This window comes from Rhizobium sp. CB3090 (assembly GCF_029714285.1).
Lineage (GTDB): Bacteria > Pseudomonadota > Alphaproteobacteria > Rhizobiales > Rhizobiaceae > Rhizobium.
This window is the reverse complement of sequence record NZ_CP121662.1, coordinates 65,729-81,672: the sequence shown is the minus strand read 5'-3', so window position 1 is coordinate 81,672 and position 15,944 is coordinate 65,729. Positions and strand designations below refer to the sequence as shown.

16 protein-coding genes are annotated in these 15,944 nt (G+C 59.4%); 8 read left to right on the top strand and 8 right to left on the bottom strand.

The genetic code is table 11. From position 1 onward, the window contains the following. Positions 1-53 precede the first annotated feature (53 nt). A complete protein-coding gene (locus tag QA646_RS00405) occupies positions 54-1,574 on the bottom strand; it encodes a HAMP domain-containing sensor histidine kinase (RefSeq protein ID WP_283056964.1) in 1,521 nt (506 codons plus the stop codon). 168 nt (positions 1,575-1,742) lie between these two features. Continuing rightward, positions 1,743-3,752: a methyl-accepting chemotaxis protein gene (locus QA646_RS00400; RefSeq protein WP_283056962.1), complete on the bottom strand. Its 2,010-nt coding sequence runs from the start codon at positions 3,750-3,752 to the stop codon at positions 1,743-1,745. A 454-nt stretch (positions 3,753-4,206) separates the two neighbouring features. On the opposite strand from QA646_RS00400, the gene rpmH reads away from it, so the two are divergent. Genes rpmH through yidC form a run of 3 tightly spaced genes read left to right on the top strand, consistent with a single transcriptional unit; the run spans position 4,207 to position 6,577 of the window. Next, a complete protein-coding gene (gene rpmH, locus QA646_RS00395) occupies positions 4,207-4,341 on the top strand; it encodes a 50S ribosomal protein L34 (protein WP_283056961.1) in 135 nt (44 codons plus the stop codon). Positions 4,342-4,361: 20 nt separating this feature from the next. Further along, complete coding sequence (gene rnpA, locus QA646_RS00390; protein ID WP_283056960.1) at positions 4,362-4,763, top strand: ribonuclease P protein component; 402 nt, start codon at positions 4,362-4,364, stop codon at positions 4,761-4,763. Then, positions 4,763-6,577: a membrane protein insertase YidC gene (gene yidC, locus QA646_RS00385; RefSeq protein WP_283056959.1), complete on the top strand. Its 1,815-nt coding sequence runs from the start codon at positions 4,763-4,765 to the stop codon at positions 6,575-6,577. Before rnpA ends, yidC begins: the two co-directional genes overlap by 1 nt. A gap of 98 nt (positions 6,578-6,675) precedes the next feature. Here the strand turns inward: yidC and QA646_RS00380 are convergent, their stop codons facing one another. Beyond that, positions 6,676-7,578 carry a dihydrodipicolinate synthase family protein gene (locus QA646_RS00380; protein ID WP_283056958.1) on the bottom strand — a complete coding sequence of 301 codons (903 nt, stop codon included), beginning with the start codon at positions 7,576-7,578 and terminating at the stop codon, positions 6,676-6,678. 76 nt (positions 7,579-7,654) lie between these two features. After that, the gene (locus tag QA646_RS00375) at positions 7,655-8,263 is read right to left on the bottom strand and encodes a LysE/ArgO family amino acid transporter (RefSeq protein WP_283056956.1); all 609 of its coding nucleotides are present in this window, start codon (positions 8,261-8,263) and stop codon (positions 7,655-7,657) included. A gap of 96 nt (positions 8,264-8,359) precedes the next feature. On the opposite strand from QA646_RS00375, the gene QA646_RS00370 reads away from it, so the two are divergent. Together QA646_RS00370 and yihA are read left to right on the top strand one after the other, a co-directional pair. After that, the gene (locus tag QA646_RS00370) at positions 8,360-9,265 is read left to right on the top strand and encodes a LysR family transcriptional regulator ArgP (protein WP_283058925.1); all 906 of its coding nucleotides are present in this window, start codon (positions 8,360-8,362) and stop codon (positions 9,263-9,265) included. 111 nt (positions 9,266-9,376) lie between these two features. Continuing rightward, positions 9,377-10,036 carry a ribosome biogenesis GTP-binding protein YihA/YsxC gene (gene yihA, locus QA646_RS00365; RefSeq protein WP_283056955.1) on the top strand — a complete coding sequence of 220 codons (660 nt, stop codon included), beginning with the start codon at positions 9,377-9,379 and terminating at the stop codon, positions 10,034-10,036. A gap of 42 nt (positions 10,037-10,078) precedes the next feature. On the opposite strand, the gene QA646_RS00360 is transcribed toward yihA, so the two are convergent. Together QA646_RS00360 and QA646_RS00355 are read right to left on the bottom strand one after the other, a co-directional pair. Beyond that, on the bottom strand, positions 10,079-10,789 hold the full coding sequence (locus QA646_RS00360) for an anti-sigma factor (protein WP_283056954.1): 711 nt from the start codon (positions 10,787-10,789) through the stop codon (positions 10,079-10,081). Then, on the bottom strand, positions 10,786-11,325 hold the full coding sequence (locus tag QA646_RS00355; RefSeq protein ID WP_283056953.1) for a sigma-70 family RNA polymerase sigma factor: 540 nt from the start codon (positions 11,323-11,325) through the stop codon (positions 10,786-10,788). The genes QA646_RS00360 and QA646_RS00355 overlap by 4 nt, the downstream gene beginning before the upstream one ends. 202 nt (positions 11,326-11,527) lie before the next feature. Between QA646_RS00355 and argB the strand changes: the two genes are divergently transcribed. Continuing rightward, positions 11,528-12,415: an acetylglutamate kinase gene (gene argB, locus QA646_RS00350; RefSeq protein ID WP_028751062.1), complete on the top strand. Its 888-nt coding sequence runs from the start codon at positions 11,528-11,530 to the stop codon at positions 12,413-12,415. A gap of 99 nt (positions 12,416-12,514) precedes the next feature. Here the strand turns inward: argB and QA646_RS00345 are convergent, their stop codons facing one another. Next, positions 12,515-13,285: an isocitrate lyase/phosphoenolpyruvate mutase family protein gene (locus QA646_RS00345; RefSeq protein ID WP_283056951.1), complete on the bottom strand. Its 771-nt coding sequence runs from the start codon at positions 13,283-13,285 to the stop codon at positions 12,515-12,517. A gap of 217 nt (positions 13,286-13,502) precedes the next feature. On the opposite strand from QA646_RS00345, the gene QA646_RS00340 reads away from it, so the two are divergent. Beyond that, a complete protein-coding gene (locus tag QA646_RS00340; protein WP_283056950.1) occupies positions 13,503-14,207 on the top strand; it encodes a pyrimidine 5'-nucleotidase in 705 nt (234 codons plus the stop codon). A gap of 113 nt (positions 14,208-14,320) precedes the next feature. After that, on the top strand, positions 14,321-14,968 hold the full coding sequence (locus QA646_RS00335; protein WP_283056949.1) for an EF-hand domain-containing protein: 648 nt from the start codon (positions 14,321-14,323) through the stop codon (positions 14,966-14,968). A gap of 62 nt (positions 14,969-15,030) precedes the next feature. On the opposite strand, the gene QA646_RS00330 is transcribed toward QA646_RS00335, so the two are convergent. Further along, complete coding sequence (locus QA646_RS00330; RefSeq protein ID WP_283056948.1) at positions 15,031-15,903, bottom strand: LOG family protein; 873 nt, start codon at positions 15,901-15,903, stop codon at positions 15,031-15,033. Between the last annotated feature and the right edge of the window lie 41 nt (positions 15,904-15,944).

Below are 15,944 nucleotides of genomic sequence, written 5' to 3'. Positions count from 1 at the left end.
TGTGAAAAAGATCGCGATTTTCGCAAGCGATCTCGCGAAGGGGCTGAAAACACTCAGTTTTCGTGGAGGCTGCGGCTGCGGTAGTCGTCGAGCGAGACGGGGCGGTCGGGGATTTCGATGCGGAACTGCGTGCCGGCGACGGGTTTTTCTACCAGCGCGATGGTACCGCCATGGGCGAGCACCAGTTCGCGGGCGATTGCCAGCCCCAGGCCAGTGCCGCCGGAGCGGGCGGAGCCGCGAAAGGCGGTGAAAAGATTTTCCCGCGCCTTTTGCGGCATGCCTGGACCGGTATCGTCGACGGTGATGCTGACGACGCTGCCGATGCGGCGCGCCGATACCGTGATGCGGCGGATGCTGTCGGGCGCAGTCTCGGCGAAGGCGACCAGGGCCTGGTGGGCGTTGCGGCAGAGATTGTGGATGATTCGAAACAGTTGCTCGCTGTCGGCGTCGACTTCCAGATCCGGACTCATCTGCGCAACGAAGTCGATGCCGCTATCGGGATCGATCGCCAGGATATCGCGCACCTCGTCGATGAGTTCGAGAAGGTGCACACGGCGGCGGCGCGGGGCGGATTCGGAGGTCTGGCCGAAGGACAGCACCTCGGTCGTATAGCCGACGGCGCGGTCGATGGTGCGCAGGAGCTTTGGTGCAAAGCGCTTGACCATCGGGTCGTCGACGTCGACCAGGCGGTCGGACATCAGTTGCGCAGCCGACAGGATGTTGCGCATGTCGTGGTTGATCTTCGACACGGCGAGACCGAGAGCGGCGAGGTTCTTCTGCTGTTTCAACGTCTTTTGCAACTGCGACTGCATGGAAGCAAGATGGCGGCCGGCCACCGCCAGTTCATCGCGGCCCCCGTCCGCCACCAGAACGCGGCCGGGGTCTTCCGGATCATCCGAAAAGGTCTGCATGCTGTCGGTCAGCCGGCGGATCGGGCGGATCATCATGCGATTGATGGCGAAGAAGATCAGGGTCGCTGTGAACAGCGAAATCAGGATCGAAACGAAAAGGACGCTGCCGGAATAGGCGAGCATGGCGTTGCGCAGCCTTGTATCCTTCAACACCACTTCGATGCCGGTGCTGGCGTCGCCGCCGACGGGGCCGAAGACGCGGATGACGCGGTTGCCGCCGAATAGCAGCGTATCCAGGGCATCGCGCATCGCGGTCGGCAGGGAGACGTCGCTCAAATCATATTGCTCATCGACGGAAGACGGCATCTCGGCGGTCGCCAACAGCCGCGAAGCTCCATCCTTGCGCAGTACGATGGCGCGTGTGCCGGTTGCCATCAGCGTCTCCTTCTGGAGCGCGCGGGGCAATTCGACCGGCTGCAGACCATCGATGACGATGGCGGCGGCGGCAGCCGTGTTCAGCCTATCCTCCAGCCAGCGCAAACGCATATTGGCAACGGAGGGAACGAAGATCAGCACTTCGGCAAGCAGGATGAAAATGACGGTGAGCATCAGAAGCTTGCCGGAAAGGCCGCCGAAAATGCCGGTGGGACGGTAGAAACGAGAGCGACTCCGAGCCTCGGCCTTGCCGCCTTCGCCGGCGTTTCTGTCCTGCTCACTATCCATTTCGGCTGTCCCGCTTTATTTCAAAGCGATCTGATGACGACATATCGAAGCAGATAATAAGAGATTGTGACAGTTTTTCCAATCGCATCTGTGACAGCCCCGCTGTCAGCTCATGTCAAAGGCGGGAAAGGCGCGCCGGCGCGCCTTTCCGTCTGAGCCCAGGCGGGATCAGAATTCTTCCCAACCCTGCGCTGCCGGAGCCGCTGCACCGCCGCCCGTAAAGGCACTCGCGACCTTGCCCATCATGCGGCGTGCCGGCGATGCAACGGGACGATGCGTTTCGGTGCGTGCAGATACAGGTGCTGGGGCAGCGCCGCTATCGACCTTGAAGCGGGTGACAAGGCGGACGAGGCCATCGGCCTCGGTCGAGAGGCGATGGGTGGCGGCTGAGGTTTCTTCGACCATTGCGGCGTTGCGCTGCGTCACCTCGTCCATCTGGTTAACGGCCTTATTCACCTCGGTCAGACCGGTCGACTGTTCGCGGGCGGCTGTCGCGATCGAATGGATATGATCGTTGATCTTCAAAACCCGCGCCTCGATCGCCGCCAGCGCCTCGCCGGTTGCCTGCACCAGCTTGACGCCGACCTGCACCTCATCACCGGACTTGCTGATCAGCGCCTTGATGTCCTTTGCAGCGGTAGCGGAGCGCTGCGCCAGTTCACGCACTTCCTGGGCGACGACGGCGAAGCCCTTGCCTGCCTCGCCGGCACGGGCGGCCTCCACGCCGGCATTCAACGCCAGCAGATTGGTCTGGAAGGCAATCTCGTCGATGACGCCGATGATCTGGCTGATCTCTCCGGATGCCTGTTCGATGCGGCCCATGGCATCGACAGCGTTGCGAACCACAGTGCCGGAATGAGCGGCGTTCTCCTTGGCTTCCGTCACCATGACACTCGCCTCCTGCGCCCGCTCGGTCGAGCTTTGCACGACGGCGGTGATCTGGTCGAGCGCCGCCGAGGTCTCTTCCAGGGCGGCGGCCTGCTGTTCGGTGCGCTTCGAGAGGTCATCGCTGGCGGCGCGCAGTTCGTTGGTATTGGTATTGATGGAGCCAGTCGTCTCGCGCACTTCGCGCATGGTGCTCTTAAGGGTCGCAAAGGTGCTGTTGACGTTCTGCTGCAGTTCGGCGAAGGCGCCGTGGAACTCGCCATGCATGGTCTGGGTCAGATCGCCTTCGGCAAGGCTTGCAAGGACGCGACGGACCTCGCCGACACCGGTGTCGACGCTCGTCAGGAGTTCGTTGATGTTGCCGGCAAAGCGATTGAGGTTGACGTCGCCGTAATCCTTTTCGATGCGGCGGCTGAAATCGCCGGCGGCAGCGGCGGAAACGACGAGCGACATGCTGGATTGCAGATCGTCGCTCTTGGCGCGCATTGCCGTTTCCTCGGCATTCATGCGGCGCACGGCATTGCCGTTCTGCTTGAAAATATCGACGGCGGCAGCCATCTCGCCGATTTCGTCGGCGCGTCCGGCAAAGGGGATCTCGATATCGAAATTTCCGTCGGCCACCTGCTTGATGGTCTCGGTCACCTTGCGGATCGGCCGGCTCAGGTGCGCAGTGCCGATATACATGCCGAGGCCGGCACCGGCGCCGATTCCTGCCATCATCATGCCAAGCACGGCCCACAGGACCGTTTGTCGGAATTCCGTGACTTCGGCATCGACATCGGCAAGCGCCGCCTTATCGGTCTGAACGACCGCATCGATCTCGGCCTGGAATGCCTTGCGATTGGCCCGATTAGCGTCGTTGTTGCCCTGCTTGTTGGCAGCTTCCGGACTGTCCGTCAGGCCCAGCCGAACGGTCTCGGTGCGGAATGTACGGAATTCCCGGGCGCCATCCTGCAATTTGGCGAATTCGGCTTTCTGCTCCTCGGGGACCAAAGGCGACCAGGCGGCAAGCACCTTGTCGATCTCGTCAAGGTCTTTCATCAATCCATCGGCGAAGCCCTTGGCGTCCTTGCTGGAATTGGCCGCATAGATACCGCGCGATTCCATCACGACCGCAGTGACATAGCGGTTCAGGCGCTCGCCCATATAGGCACGGCTCGATGCGAGCTCGTAGGCCTGGAGCTGCCGGTCATATTGATTGACCGCGTAAAGAGCTGTTGCGCCGATCAAAAGCGCGGCACCAGCCATCACGGATACAAGCAGATTGATTTTACCACGAATCTTCAACGACATGCCCCTCCACATGCGGAGGCCCCCAAAAGGCCCGGGTTTCCCTGCACATTGTTAGATATCGACCAAAATCATTAAAGTTATCTTGCGGATATTTCGAATATAAATTTCCGAAACACTTTCTATCATCTGGCGAGTTTGCAGCAATGACTGCATCTAACACTATAAAATGACTGTATCTAATATTATAAAAAGCGAGGCTTAGTATGTAAGCCGCCTGCCTGCGGTTGCATCACCGGGACGCGTCGGCTGCGCAAAGCATTTTTGGCAGGAAAAGCCGGGTTCCAGGAATCTGCGCCGGTATAATTGACTTCCGGGGCCTTGATCCGTATAAGCCCGCGCACGTCCGGTCTATGGAGCCTGCATTTGCCGGCCAAGCCCGTTCGCCATAATCAACAACGCTCCTTGCTTTTAAAGCAAAGCTCAAGAAGGGCCGCACTCCGCGGTGTTTAAATAAATGAAGCGTACCTATCAACCATCCAAGCTTGTCCGCAAGCGTCGTCACGGTTTCCGTGCGCGCATGGCTACCAAGGGCGGCCGCGCGGTTCTTGCCGCTCGCCGTAACCGCGGCCGCAAGCGTCTTTCGGCCTAAGGGCCGGAATGCCCGATAAGATGGCGGGCGAATTGACGAATGAACGACCCAAAAAGACTGTCGGGCGGCTGAAAAGCCGGCCGCAGTTTCTTGCAGTCCGTGAAGGCGAAAAACGTAGGGGAAGCCTCTTCCTCATCGAAGTGCTGGACCGCAAGCTTCCCGACGCCGAACCTCGCGTTGGTTTTACCGTCACCAAAAAACATGGCAACGCGGTGGAACGAAACCGCATGCGGCGCAGGCTGAAAGAAGCCGTGCGACTTCATGCGGGATTTGCAATGCAGCCCGGACACGACTATGTGGTTGTCGCGCGGCGCGATGTGCTGACCGCATCTTTCGAGAAATTGACGGGCGAGCTCGTCAGCCGCATCGAAACCAGGCCGAAACACCGGCGGCCGGAAACGGACCGCTCCAGGAAAGTATGATGGAAAATAACCGCAATTACTTCATAGCAATTGCCCTGTCTGTGCTGATCGTCCTCGCCTGGCAGTTTTTCTACATGAACCCGCGCCTCGAAGCGCAGCGCCAGGCCGAACAGGCCGCCAAGCTGCAGCAGCAGACGCAGCAGGCTCAGACGACGCAAACGCAGACGCAGACCACTGCCGCAGGCACCGCCGTAAACGGCTCGCTGCCGGCAAACGGCCAGACCGCACCGACGACACTCGACCGCGCTCAATCGGTTGCCAAAACGTCGTCCTCGCGCGTCGTCATCGACACGCCCGCGCTTGCCGGTTCCATCAACCTGGAAGGCGCCCGCCTCGACGATCTGCAGCTCAAGACCTATCACGAGACGGTCGACAAGAGCAGCCCGATCATCACGCTCTTCAGCCCGGCCGACACCAAGGACGGCTATTTCACTGAGCTCGGTTATATCGGCAGCGATGCGACCGGGGCGGTTCCCGGCCCATCCACCGTCTGGACCCTTGCGAGCGGCGACAAGCTGACCGAGAAGACGCCGGTGACGCTCTCCTACACGAACGACAAGGGCATCACCTTTACCCGCACCATTTCCGTCGACGATCATTACATGTTCACGATCACCGACAAGATCGCCAATGCAGGTCAGGCGCCCGTGTCGCTGTCGAGCTATGGCCGGGTGACCCGTTATAACAAGCCGACCACGCCGACGGCCTATGTCCTGCATGAAGGCTTCATCGGCGTCATCGGCGACGACGGCCTGATCGAGACCAAATATACCGCCGCCGAAAAGGAAGCCGTCAATCCGGCGAAGGCAACCGGCGGCTGGCTCGGCATCACGGACAAGTACTGGGCCGCGACGATCGTGCCGCCGCAGTCGACGGCCTACGACGCCCATTTCTCGCATTTTACCGATGGCCAGCCGCGCTACCAGGCCGACTATAAGCAAGACGCCGTCACCATCGCGCCCGGCCAGTCGCAGGAGCTTAAGAGCCTGGTCTTCGCCGGCGCCAAGGAAGTGCCGGTCATCGATCGCTACGAGACGAGCTATTCGATCCCGCGCTTCGACCGCCTGATCGACTGGGGCTGGTTCTATTTCATCACCAAGCCGATGTTCAAGCTGATGGATTTCTTCTTCCATTTCTTCGGCAATTTCGGCGTCGCCATCCTCTGCACGACCATCGTCGTCAAGGCGTTGTTCTTCCCGCTCGCCAGCAAGCAATATGCCTCGATGGCAAACATGAAGCGCATGCAGCCGAAAATGGAAGAGTTGAAGGCCAAGTTCGGCGACGATCGCATGGGCCTGCAGCAGGCGACGATGCAGCTCTACAAGGAAGAGAAGATCAACCCGATCGCGGGCTGCTGGCCGGTGCTGCTGCAGATTCCGATCTTCTTTTCGCTCTACAAGGTGATCTATATCACCATCGAGATGCGCCACGCCCCGTTCTTCGGCTGGATCCAGGATCTTTCCGCTCCGGATCCGACCTCGATCGTCAACCTGTTCGGCCTGTTGCCGTTTGCCGCTCCGGCCATCCTGCATCTTGGCGTCTGGCCGCTGATCATGGGCGTCACCATGTTCCTGCAGATGCGCATGAACCCGACGCCGCCGGATCCGACCCAGGCGATGATCTTCAACTGGATGCCGCTGGTGTTCATGTTCATGCTCTCCAGCTTCCCGGCGGGCCTCGTGATCTACTGGGCCTGGAACAACACGCTGTCGGTCATCCAGCAGTCGATCATCATGAAGCGCCATGGTGTGAAGGTGGAACTCTTCGACAATCTCAAGGGCCTCTTCAAACGAAAACCGGCGCCCTCGAAATGACCCTCCAAGCCCCGCTCCGGCGGGGCTTTTCTTTGTTCGGCGGTAAGTGCATCAACGAGATTCCGGCATCGAAGAGGCTGATGGGTTGATTGTTAGAACTATAGGCCCGACACCGAACCCAGCATATTCAACGCCTCTGTAACGCGCTGCCGTGCTGACGCCGTGAGCCTGAGAACGGGACGAGGCGGCTCGAACCTGCCAAGATCGAGGGCGTCTGCAATCGCGAACATGACGCGGAAGCTGCCGAATTCCTTGAACAGCGACCACAGCGGCTCGAATGCTCCGTTGATGGTTCGCGCCTTCTCGATATCACCGCTTTGTGCCGCTCTCGTCAAAGCGAGCGCTTCGGCGGGCAAAAGCCCGGCAACGACGCTGTACCAGGCGTCTGCTCCTGCCAACAGAGCGTCGGCAGCGCCCCAATCGCCGCTATAGCCTATCGCGAAGCCGGATTGCGTTTCCGATCTCAGGCTCTCAAGCTCTGACCTGAGATCCCCGCCGGATGGCAATGGCATCTTCACGGCCTCGATGTTCGCGACCTTTGCCAGCCTGGCGATCAGCTTGTTGCTGAATGTGAACTTCGTGGTGCCGGGATTATTGTAGATGCACAAGGGAAGCTGACCGGCGTCGGCGACGGCTGCGAAGTGTTCATAGACCTCATCATCGGTGAGCGGCGTGTATGAAACCGGTGCGAGGAGGAGCGCATCCGCTCCTGCCTGCATGGCATCGCGTGCCAAGGCTTGAGCCTCATCCGTACGCATCGCCCCGACACCAACGATGACCGGTATCTTTCCTCCGACAGCCGACATCGCCGCATCGACGGCGCGACGTCGTTGATCGCGAGACAGAAACATGTACCCGCCCGTGCTCCCGAGCAGGCCGATCGAGTCAGCCTTCGCTGCGGCGATGCGTGTCAAAAGCCTGGCCAGCGCAGCGGTATCGATGACGCCGTGCTCGTCGGTTGGCGTGATCGGAAAAGCCGAAAGACCGTGAAAAAGCGCCATACCCAGTTTCCTTCCAACACCACGAAATAAGAGCTTTCATACCCACCGCATAGCATTCCTGTTCACCCCGGCGAGGTCACATTCCGCCGAGAAGTTTGAAAGCGATCAGCCACATGATGCAGGCGATGATGGCCTCGAGAATGCGCCAGGAGGCTGGCCGTGAAAAGATAGGTTTAAGTCGGGTCGCGCCGTATCCCAGTGAAAAGAAGAACAGGAGCGAGCCCGTCATAGCCCCTGCGGCAAACGCCGCCTGATGCCCAGGAAAGCGTGTCGCGACCGTCCCGAGAAGCACGATGGTGTCGAGATAGACGTGAGGATTGAGCCAGGTCAGCGCGAGGCACATGGCCATGGTCCTGCGGAAGCTCGCCGAACTGCTGTTCGTCACCGACAGAGCGCCCGTGGATCGTATCGCCGATAACAGGCTTTTGGCCCCATACCAGACGAGGAATGCCGTTCCGCCATAACGCATGGCAGGATCGAGCCACGGCAGCACCTCGACGACCTGCTTTAAACTTGTGACCCCTATGACGATGAGAATGGCGTCCGACAGGGCGCAAGCAAGGCAGACCGCGAAGACATATTCGTGGCGCAGACCTTGGCGAAGAATGAACGCATTCTGCGCGCCGATCGCGACAATGAGACTGAGCCCCATCGTCATTCCGGTAAAATATGTCGAAAAGGCCATGCCCAAATCGTCCGCCTGAAACCTCTCGGCTCCATAGACCGGAGCGTCGATTTAGGGTACTTAAACTTGCTAACACCAATTAAGCATAGCTTATTCATGATCGACTATCCGGCTCTTCGCGTTCTCTTCGCCGTCGTTCAAACCGGCAGCTTCGAAAAAGCGGCAGCGGTACTGAACGTCACGCCCTCGGCCGTTTCTCAACGGATCAAGCAACTTGAAGAGCGGGTCGGCACCGCACTTGTCATCAGAGGAACGCCCTGCATCGCCACGGAACAAGGCGACTGGCTTTGCCGGCACATGGAAAACGTCGGCATTCTGGAAAGCGAATTGCTCGAACATCTCCCCTCTCTCGGCGAGCGTGGAAAACTTCAGCAGCGGGTCACGCTTCAGGTCGCGACGAATGCCGATAGTCTTGGAACCTGGTTTCTGGAAGCAGCGGCTCGCTTCGCCAAAACGTCCGACTATCTTCTCAACGTTTCGGTTGACGATCAGGATTACACGGCGGAATGGCTTCAGCGCGGAAGGGTCATTGCTGCCGTCACCAGCATGGAGCAACCGATTTCCGGATGCCGCCGGTATTCCTTGGGCGCCATGCGCTACCATGCAACGGCGAGCCCCGACTTTGTTCGGCGGTACTTTCCGGACGGCGTGACGCCGGATGCCATAGCCTCAGCACCTTCATTGATCTTCAGTCAGAAGGATCGCCTTCAAATCGATTGGCTCCAACGTGTGTTCGGAGGAATTGACAGCAACGTGCCAACACACTGGCTGCCCTCCACACAGGGTTTCGTGGAAGCAAGCTTGCGAGGGATGGGATGGGGAATGAACCCGGTTCATCTCGTTCAAGACCATCTTCGGGCCGGGCGGTTGATCGAATTGGTGCCGGACACGCCGTTGGATGTCACCCTCTACTGGCAGATCAGCCGCCTCGCCGCAGACCGGCTTGCGCTACTGACCCAAACCGTCATCGACGTGGCAAAAAGATCGCTGATTCCGTCCTGAAGACCGCCTTAGGCCGCGGCCGACTTTTGAAGTCGTTGGCGATCAAAACTTGACTTTCGCAGGTAAAACCCCGAAGCCAGTCAGCCAATTGAACCGGAAGACCGCGAGCCTATGGCAGAACAGACGACAAAAGACGATAAGCCGCTTTTCGGGCGCCCGTGGATCTTCATCCGCGGTGTGCCGTCGATGAAGTTCCTGCCGCCGGAGGGACCTTTGGAAGTGGCTTTTGCCGGACGCTCGAACGTCGGCAAGTCGTCGCTGATCAATGCGCTGGTCGGCCAGAAAGGTTTGGCGCGCACCTCGAACACGCCGGGCCGCACACAGGAACTCAACTATTTCGTTCCCGACGGCTTTTCCGGCGAAGGCACCGACCTGCCGCCGATGGCCTTGGTGGATATGCCTGGCTACGGCTATGCCGAAGCGCCGAAGGAACAGGTGGATGCCTGGACGAAGCTGGTTTTCGACTATCTGCGCGGAAGGTCGACACTGAAGCGTGTCTATGTGCTGATCGACAGCCGCCACGGCATCAAGAAAAACGACGACGAGGTTCTGTCGCTGCTCGACAAGGCAGCCGTTTCCTACCAGATCGTGCTGACCAAGACCGACAAGATCAAGCCTGCTGGTCTGCCGAAACTGATTGCCGATACGGCCGAAAAGATCCGCAAGCGCCCCGCCGCCTATCCCGGCATTCTCGCTACCTCCTCGGAAAAGAGCGAGGGGTTGCAGGAGCTGCGTCAGGCGATCGGTCTCACCGTCGGCATTGCCATCTGACTGCAAGAGGCCGCAGCAGTTCTTTTTTCCGAAAAGATGTTTTCAGGGCAGATGGATCGTGCCGGAGGCGATGACATCGCCCGTGGGCTTGCCCGTCGGCGAACCGCCGAAAGGTTCGACGCTGACGGCGATGATCGCGCCTTCCGTCAGCTTGCTGTGGACTTCCTGCGGCAGAACGATCTCGCCCTCGCCGGTCTGCGGCAAGACGCCGAGCGCTTCGGCCGGCTCGCTGCCACGGATCAGCCAGAGTTCCAATGATTTTTCCTGAGGCTGGCCGGCGGCGACCGGCGTCACCTTCAATCGCCCGCTTGCGGCATCATAATCAGCCAGCAAATTGATGGCGCTGTTCTGTCCTGCAAGCGATGCGGTGAGCTGCCTGCCCGGTGTCGGTTTCGAGACATTGTTGGTCACCGTGAAAACCAGGACACCGGCGGCGATAAACAACGAGCCGAAGGCGACGGACCGCCAGAGCAGCAGCGAATTCCAGAGATGGGCGCCAAAAGCGCCTTCTCCGAAAATGCGCCTCTCGATCTTGGGAAATACCGAGGTCGCCGGTGCGATCACATCGTAATCGTCGTTGAAGCCCGAAAGATTCTGCTCCCAACGGCTGACGATGGCGGCGAACTGCCGATCGCTGCGCATGCGCCGCTCTACCTTCTGTCGGTCCTCCAAGGACAGTACGCCGAGCACATATTCTCCGGCCAGGACTTCATCTCGGGAGCGGCCTCCCTTGCTTTGATCGGGCGTACTCATCTGTCCATGCACTCTCTCAGTCTAATCAGGCTTCGGCGCAGCCAGGTACGCATTGTATTCAAAGGCACCGCATATTGTTCGGCGAGTTCCTGGTAGCTCAAGCCATCCACATAGGCGCTGCGAACGGCCTGGGCTCGATCAGCTTCCAACTCTTCCATGCACCTGTCAATCCGCCTTCCCTCTCCCTTCACCATTGCCCGCTCTTCGGGGCCAGGTTCGGTATCGGCAAGATCATAGGCCGTATCAATTTCATCTGCGACAGGTTTTCGGGCGCGGACAACATCGATTGATCGATTGCGCGCGATCGTGGTCAGCCACGGCATCGCCGACCCTTCCAAGGCGACAAAACGCTCGGCCCGCTGCCAGATTTTCACGAAGATTTCCTGCAAACTCTCCTCGGCATCCGTCCTGTTGCCGAGGATAGGCTGGCAGACGGCATAGGGTTTCGGACTGGTCTTTTTGTAGAGCACGGCAAAAGCTTTCTGGTCGCGCATCGCGACCCGCCCGATAAGCGCCTCTATCTCCTCGCTCGCCATCCGCCCCCGATCGCAGCTTCTTCATATTAACTTAAGCGAAAACTATCCGGCGACAAGCTCACTCAAAGGACGACAGGCTCATTCAAAGGATGAGACCGCGCGGGACGCGCGATATGACGCAGGAAAAACTAATCCCGTCATCATTATTCCCTCTGTCAAAAACTTGAGATAAAAGGCCGCGAACAATTCTACGGGGTGCCCCATGTCCGAATCCCAAAGCGAACTCCAGGCCAGCCTGCTGGCGCAGGCCCTGCCCTACATGCAGCGCTATGAAAACAAGACCATCGTGGTGAAATACGGTGGCCATGCCATGGGCAATGCCGAGCTCGGCAAGGCTTTTGCGGCCGATATCGCGCTTCTCAAACAATCGGGCGTCAACCCGATCGTCGTTCATGGCGGCGGCCCGCAGATCGGCTCCATGCTGACGAAGATGGGCATCGAATCGAAATTCGAAGGCGGCCTGCGTGTGACCGACGCCAAGACCGTCGAGATCGTCGAAATGGTACTCGCCGGTTCGATCAACAAGGAAATCGTCGCGCTGATCAACCAGACCGGCGAATGGGCGATCGGCCTTTGCGGCAAGGACGGCAACATGGTCTTCGCCGAGAAGGCGCACAAGACCATCAAGGATCCGGATTCCAACATCGAGCGCGTGCTCGATCTCGGCTTCGTCGGCGAGGTGGTCGAAGTCGATCGCACGCTGCTCGACCTCTTGGCAAAGTCGGAAATGATCCCGGTCATCGCGCCGGTCGCGCCTGGCCGTGACGGCGCCACCTATAACATCAATGCCGACACCTTCGCCGGCGCCATCGCCGGTGCGCTCAGCGCCACCCGCCTGCTCTTCCTCACGGACGTTCCGGGCGTGCTCGACAAGCAGGGACAGTTGATCAAGGAGCTCTCCGTCGCGCAGGCCCACGCGCTGATTGCCGACGGCACGATTTCCGGCGGCATGATCCCGAAGGTCGAGACCTGCATCGACGCCATCAAGGCGGGTGTTCAGGGCGTCGTCATCCTCAACGGCAAGACCGCGCATTCCGTGCTGCTCGAAATCTTCACCGAACACGGCGCCGGCACGCTGATCGTCCCTTAAGAAAAACACGCCCTCTCCATGTCAGGAAAGGGCGCGGATTCCGCATTGTCGGCAATTGCGCATTCCACCGAAATCGGTCGAACGCGTCAGGCACGGTGATCAGCTCTGCTGATAAAGCGCCTCGGCCTCGCTCTTCAACATTCCCATCACCGTCCGGTAGGGCGCGGGGCCGTAGCTGATACGGCTGACGCCGAGCCTCGCCATGGTGATGTTATCGGGCGTTGTCGGACGCACCATGATGTTGACGGGCAGAGGGGAGCGGTCACAGACGGCTTCGATCAGCTCCGCGTCCACAAGCCCCGGCGTGAAAAAGCCGCTGGCGCCGGCCTCGGCAAAAGCTTCGGCGCGCCTATAAGCCTCGTCCAGCAGGATCTGATGATGGGCGGTATCGCTTTCCTGCAGGAAAAGATCGGTGCGGGCATTGATGAACAGCGGTATTTCCCGCCGATCGGCCATCTCCCGGATGGCGCGGATGCGGGCGGCCTGCATCTCTATCGGATGAACGCCGCGGCCGCCGACCACCTGATCCTCGAAATTGATGCCGATTGCGCCGTGATCCATGATCTTTTCCACATTGGCGGCAACGGCATCCGGCTCTATGGCATAGCCGCCTTCGAAATCGATGGAGACCGGCAGCGGGCTCGTCACGGAAATCAGGCGGGTGATGACCGCGAGCAACGACAGCGGTATCGCCTCGCCGTCGCTGAATCCATTGGCGGCGGCGACCGACCAACTCCCCGTGGCCAGCGCCTTGGCTCCCGCCTCGGTGACCACCTTGGCCGAGCCGGCATCCCAGATATTGAAGAGGATCAGCGGATCGCCCTTTCGATGCAGCCGGGCGAACTCCGCTGCCTTTTCTACCTGACTCATCTTGTCCCCCTCCTCAAAAGCCCGACCGGGCGCATCATGTCCTTCGTAACCGAAGAGGCACAGACTCCTCTCCCCTCCGGCAAATAGCGCAAAAGCTTAGAAATCAATCGGTAAAACCATAGCCTGCATTGGAATAGCGGGCAATGTCTGCGGCATTTCTCATATACGCCGCATATTTTCCTTTTCCTCAGGCAACAGCGCGTGTCATAAGGCCGCCATGACCCAAACGAGAACGCTGCCTAAACCCGCCGATTTCTTGGATATCCGCGACTGGGTATTCGATCTCGACAACACGCTCTATCCGCACCATGTCGATCTCTTCTCGCAGATCGACAAGAACATGACGGCCTATGTTTCGGCACTCCTGCAGATGGAGCGAGACGAGGCGCGAAAGCTGCAGAAGCAATATTATCGCGACCATGGCACGACATTGCAGGGGCTGATGATCCATCATGGCATCGACCCCAATGATTTCCTGGAGAAGGCGCATGCGATCGATTACTCGGCGCTGATGCCCCAGCCGGAACTCGCCGCCGCCATCAAGGCGCTGCCGGGGCGTAAATTCATCTTCACCAACGGTAGCGTCAAGCATGCGCAGGCGACCGCCGGTGCGCTCGGCATCCTCGATAACTTCGACGACATTTTCGACATCGTTGCTGCCGATTACGTGCCGAAGCCGGCCGGTAGCACCTATGACAAGTTCATGAGCCTCAACCGGGTGGACACGAAGCGCGCCGCCATGTTCGAGGACCTGCCCCGCAATCTCACCGTGCCGAAAGCGCTCGGCATGAAGACCGTGCTGCTCGTACCGCAGAATCTCGAAGGCACCGTGGTCGAATGGTGGGAGAAGACGAGCGGCGCGGACGATCATATCGACTATGTGACCAACGATCTCACCGCTTTTCTCAAAACACTCGTTTAACGGTTTTTTAGGATCGGGTTACGAAAGTTTCATCCGCCTTACCGATGTTTAATTGGCCGTTTTTTGCCCTCCGCCATATCGTTTGACCATTCCTCGGCTCGAAAGGAAAAACGATGAACGGGAAAAAACTTCTTCTGGCAGGACTTTCCGCAACTCTTCTGGTCGGCGCCGCCGTTCAGGCAAGTTTTGCCGCTCCGCGGGACAACGACGGCATGGGCGGCCGTTGGCATCGGCCGGGATTTTCGCCGGAAGTTGCCTATGTGCGCATGCTCAAGCAATTCGACACCAATGGCGACATGAAAATTTCCAAGGACGAGGTGAAAGCCGGTGTCGACAAGATCTTCGATGAGATCGACACCAACAAGGACGGCCAGATCACCCCCGGCGAACTGCGCGCCTATCGCAAGGAACGCGTCAAGCAGTGGAAGGCTGAACATGCCAAGAGCGGCGACGATCAAGCTCAAAGCGATCAGGGCAGAGGCGATCAGGGCAAGAGCGATCAGACCAAAAGCGATCAAGCCCAGAACGGCGACAACCAGGATAGCGGCATGCATCGTGATCACCACCCGCACGGCCGCTTCATGCACGAAGCCGCTATGATGCGCACCACCATGCTGTTCCAACGCATCGATACGGATGAAAACGGTCAGATCAGCAAGCAGGAGGCAGAAGACGCCGCCAACAAGCTCTTCGACCGCATGGACCGCAACCATGACGGCGTGATCTCGCTGGACGACATGCCCGACCGTCCGCTGCTCTGAATATTTAATTGGGCATCATCCACAAAGGCCCGCCTCGCAGATGCGATGGCGGGCCTTTCGTTTCAATGTCCGTTATCGTGCTCGTAGAAATCCGCGACGATCTTCCAAGCCTCATCGGCCGTGTCGACGAAGCTGATCAGCTTGACGTCGTCAGGCGCGATCGTGCCGAATTCGGCGAGCGCATCGAAGTTGATGATGTCGCGCCAGAATTTTTCACCGAAGAGGATCAGCGGCAGGCGCTCCATGCGGCCGGTCTGAATGAGCGTCAGGCATTCGAACAGCTCGTCCAGCGTGCCGAAACCGCCCGGAAACACCGCAATCGCCTTGGCGCGCACCATGAAATGCATCTTGCGGATTGCGAAATAATGGAAGTTGAAGCTGAGTTCCGGCGTCACATAGACATTCGGCGCCTGTTCGTGCGGCAGCACGATGTTGAGACCGATGGAAGGCGCGCCCTCTTCCGAAGCACCGCGATTGCCGGCCTCCATGACGCCGGGGCCGCCGCCTGTGACCACCACATATTCATGGAAATCGAAACCGGCGGAATAGCGCGCGCAAAGCCTCGCAAATTTGCGGGCTTCCTCGTAATAAACCGATGCCGCCTCAAGATTGGCCCGCTGCACGTCGTTGCGCGCTGCCCAGGCGCTGGTGCCGGGCGCGGGAATACGTGCGCCGCCGAACATGACCACCGTCGATTTGATGCCGCGTTCGGTGAGATACATCTCGGTCTTCAACAGTTCGAGCTGCAGCCGGATCGGTCGCAGTTCCTCGCGGCAGAGGAAATCTTCGTCGTCATAGGCGAGCCGGTAGGACGGCGACATGGATTGCGGCGTCTTCGGCACGGATTCGGCGCGCTTCTTGTCGGTCGAGCTCGACTTCAGGGGGTCCCATACCCCATCCTTGCGCCTCAGTCTGCCGTTCTTCGCCTTGCTCATATACTCATGCCTTTCAAACCGATCATCACGGGCCGCTCCCG

Bases quoted from the DNA above. Each gene is read 5' to 3' on its own strand.
- QA646_RS00405 (WP_283056964.1), bottom strand. From the start codon at position 1,574: ATGGATAGTGAGCAGGACAGAAACGCCGGCGAAGGCGGCAAGGCCGAG.
- QA646_RS00400 (WP_283056962.1), bottom strand. From the start codon at position 3,752: ATGTCGTTGAAGATTCGTGGTAAAATCAATCTGCTTGTATCCGTGATG.
- rpmH (WP_283056961.1), top strand. From the start codon at position 4,207: ATGAAGCGTACCTATCAACCATCCAAGCTTGTCCGCAAGCGTCGTCAC.
- rnpA (WP_283056960.1), top strand. From the start codon at position 4,362: ATGGCGGGCGAATTGACGAATGAACGACCCAAAAAGACTGTCGGGCGG.
- yidC (WP_283056959.1), top strand. From the start codon at position 4,763: ATGGAAAATAACCGCAATTACTTCATAGCAATTGCCCTGTCTGTGCTG.
- QA646_RS00380 (WP_283056958.1), bottom strand. From the start codon at position 7,578: ATGGCGCTTTTTCACGGTCTTTCGGCTTTTCCGATCACGCCAACCGAC.
- QA646_RS00375 (WP_283056956.1), bottom strand. From the start codon at position 8,263: ATGGCCTTTTCGACATATTTTACCGGAATGACGATGGGGCTCAGTCTC.
- QA646_RS00370 (WP_283058925.1), top strand. From the start codon at position 8,360: ATGATCGACTATCCGGCTCTTCGCGTTCTCTTCGCCGTCGTTCAAACC.
- yihA (WP_283056955.1), top strand. From the start codon at position 9,377: ATGGCAGAACAGACGACAAAAGACGATAAGCCGCTTTTCGGGCGCCCG.
- QA646_RS00360 (WP_283056954.1), bottom strand. From the start codon at position 10,789: ATGAGTACGCCCGATCAAAGCAAGGGAGGCCGCTCCCGAGATGAAGTC.
- QA646_RS00355 (WP_283056953.1), bottom strand. From the start codon at position 11,325: ATGGCGAGCGAGGAGATAGAGGCGCTTATCGGGCGGGTCGCGATGCGC.
- argB (WP_028751062.1), top strand. From the start codon at position 11,528: ATGTCCGAATCCCAAAGCGAACTCCAGGCCAGCCTGCTGGCGCAGGCC.
- QA646_RS00345 (WP_283056951.1), bottom strand. From the start codon at position 13,285: ATGAGTCAGGTAGAAAAGGCAGCGGAGTTCGCCCGGCTGCATCGAAAG.
- QA646_RS00340 (WP_283056950.1), top strand. From the start codon at position 13,503: ATGACCCAAACGAGAACGCTGCCTAAACCCGCCGATTTCTTGGATATC.
- QA646_RS00335 (WP_283056949.1), top strand. From the start codon at position 14,321: ATGAACGGGAAAAAACTTCTTCTGGCAGGACTTTCCGCAACTCTTCTG.
- QA646_RS00330 (WP_283056948.1), bottom strand. From the start codon at position 15,903: ATGAGCAAGGCGAAGAACGGCAGACTGAGGCGCAAGGATGGGGTATGG.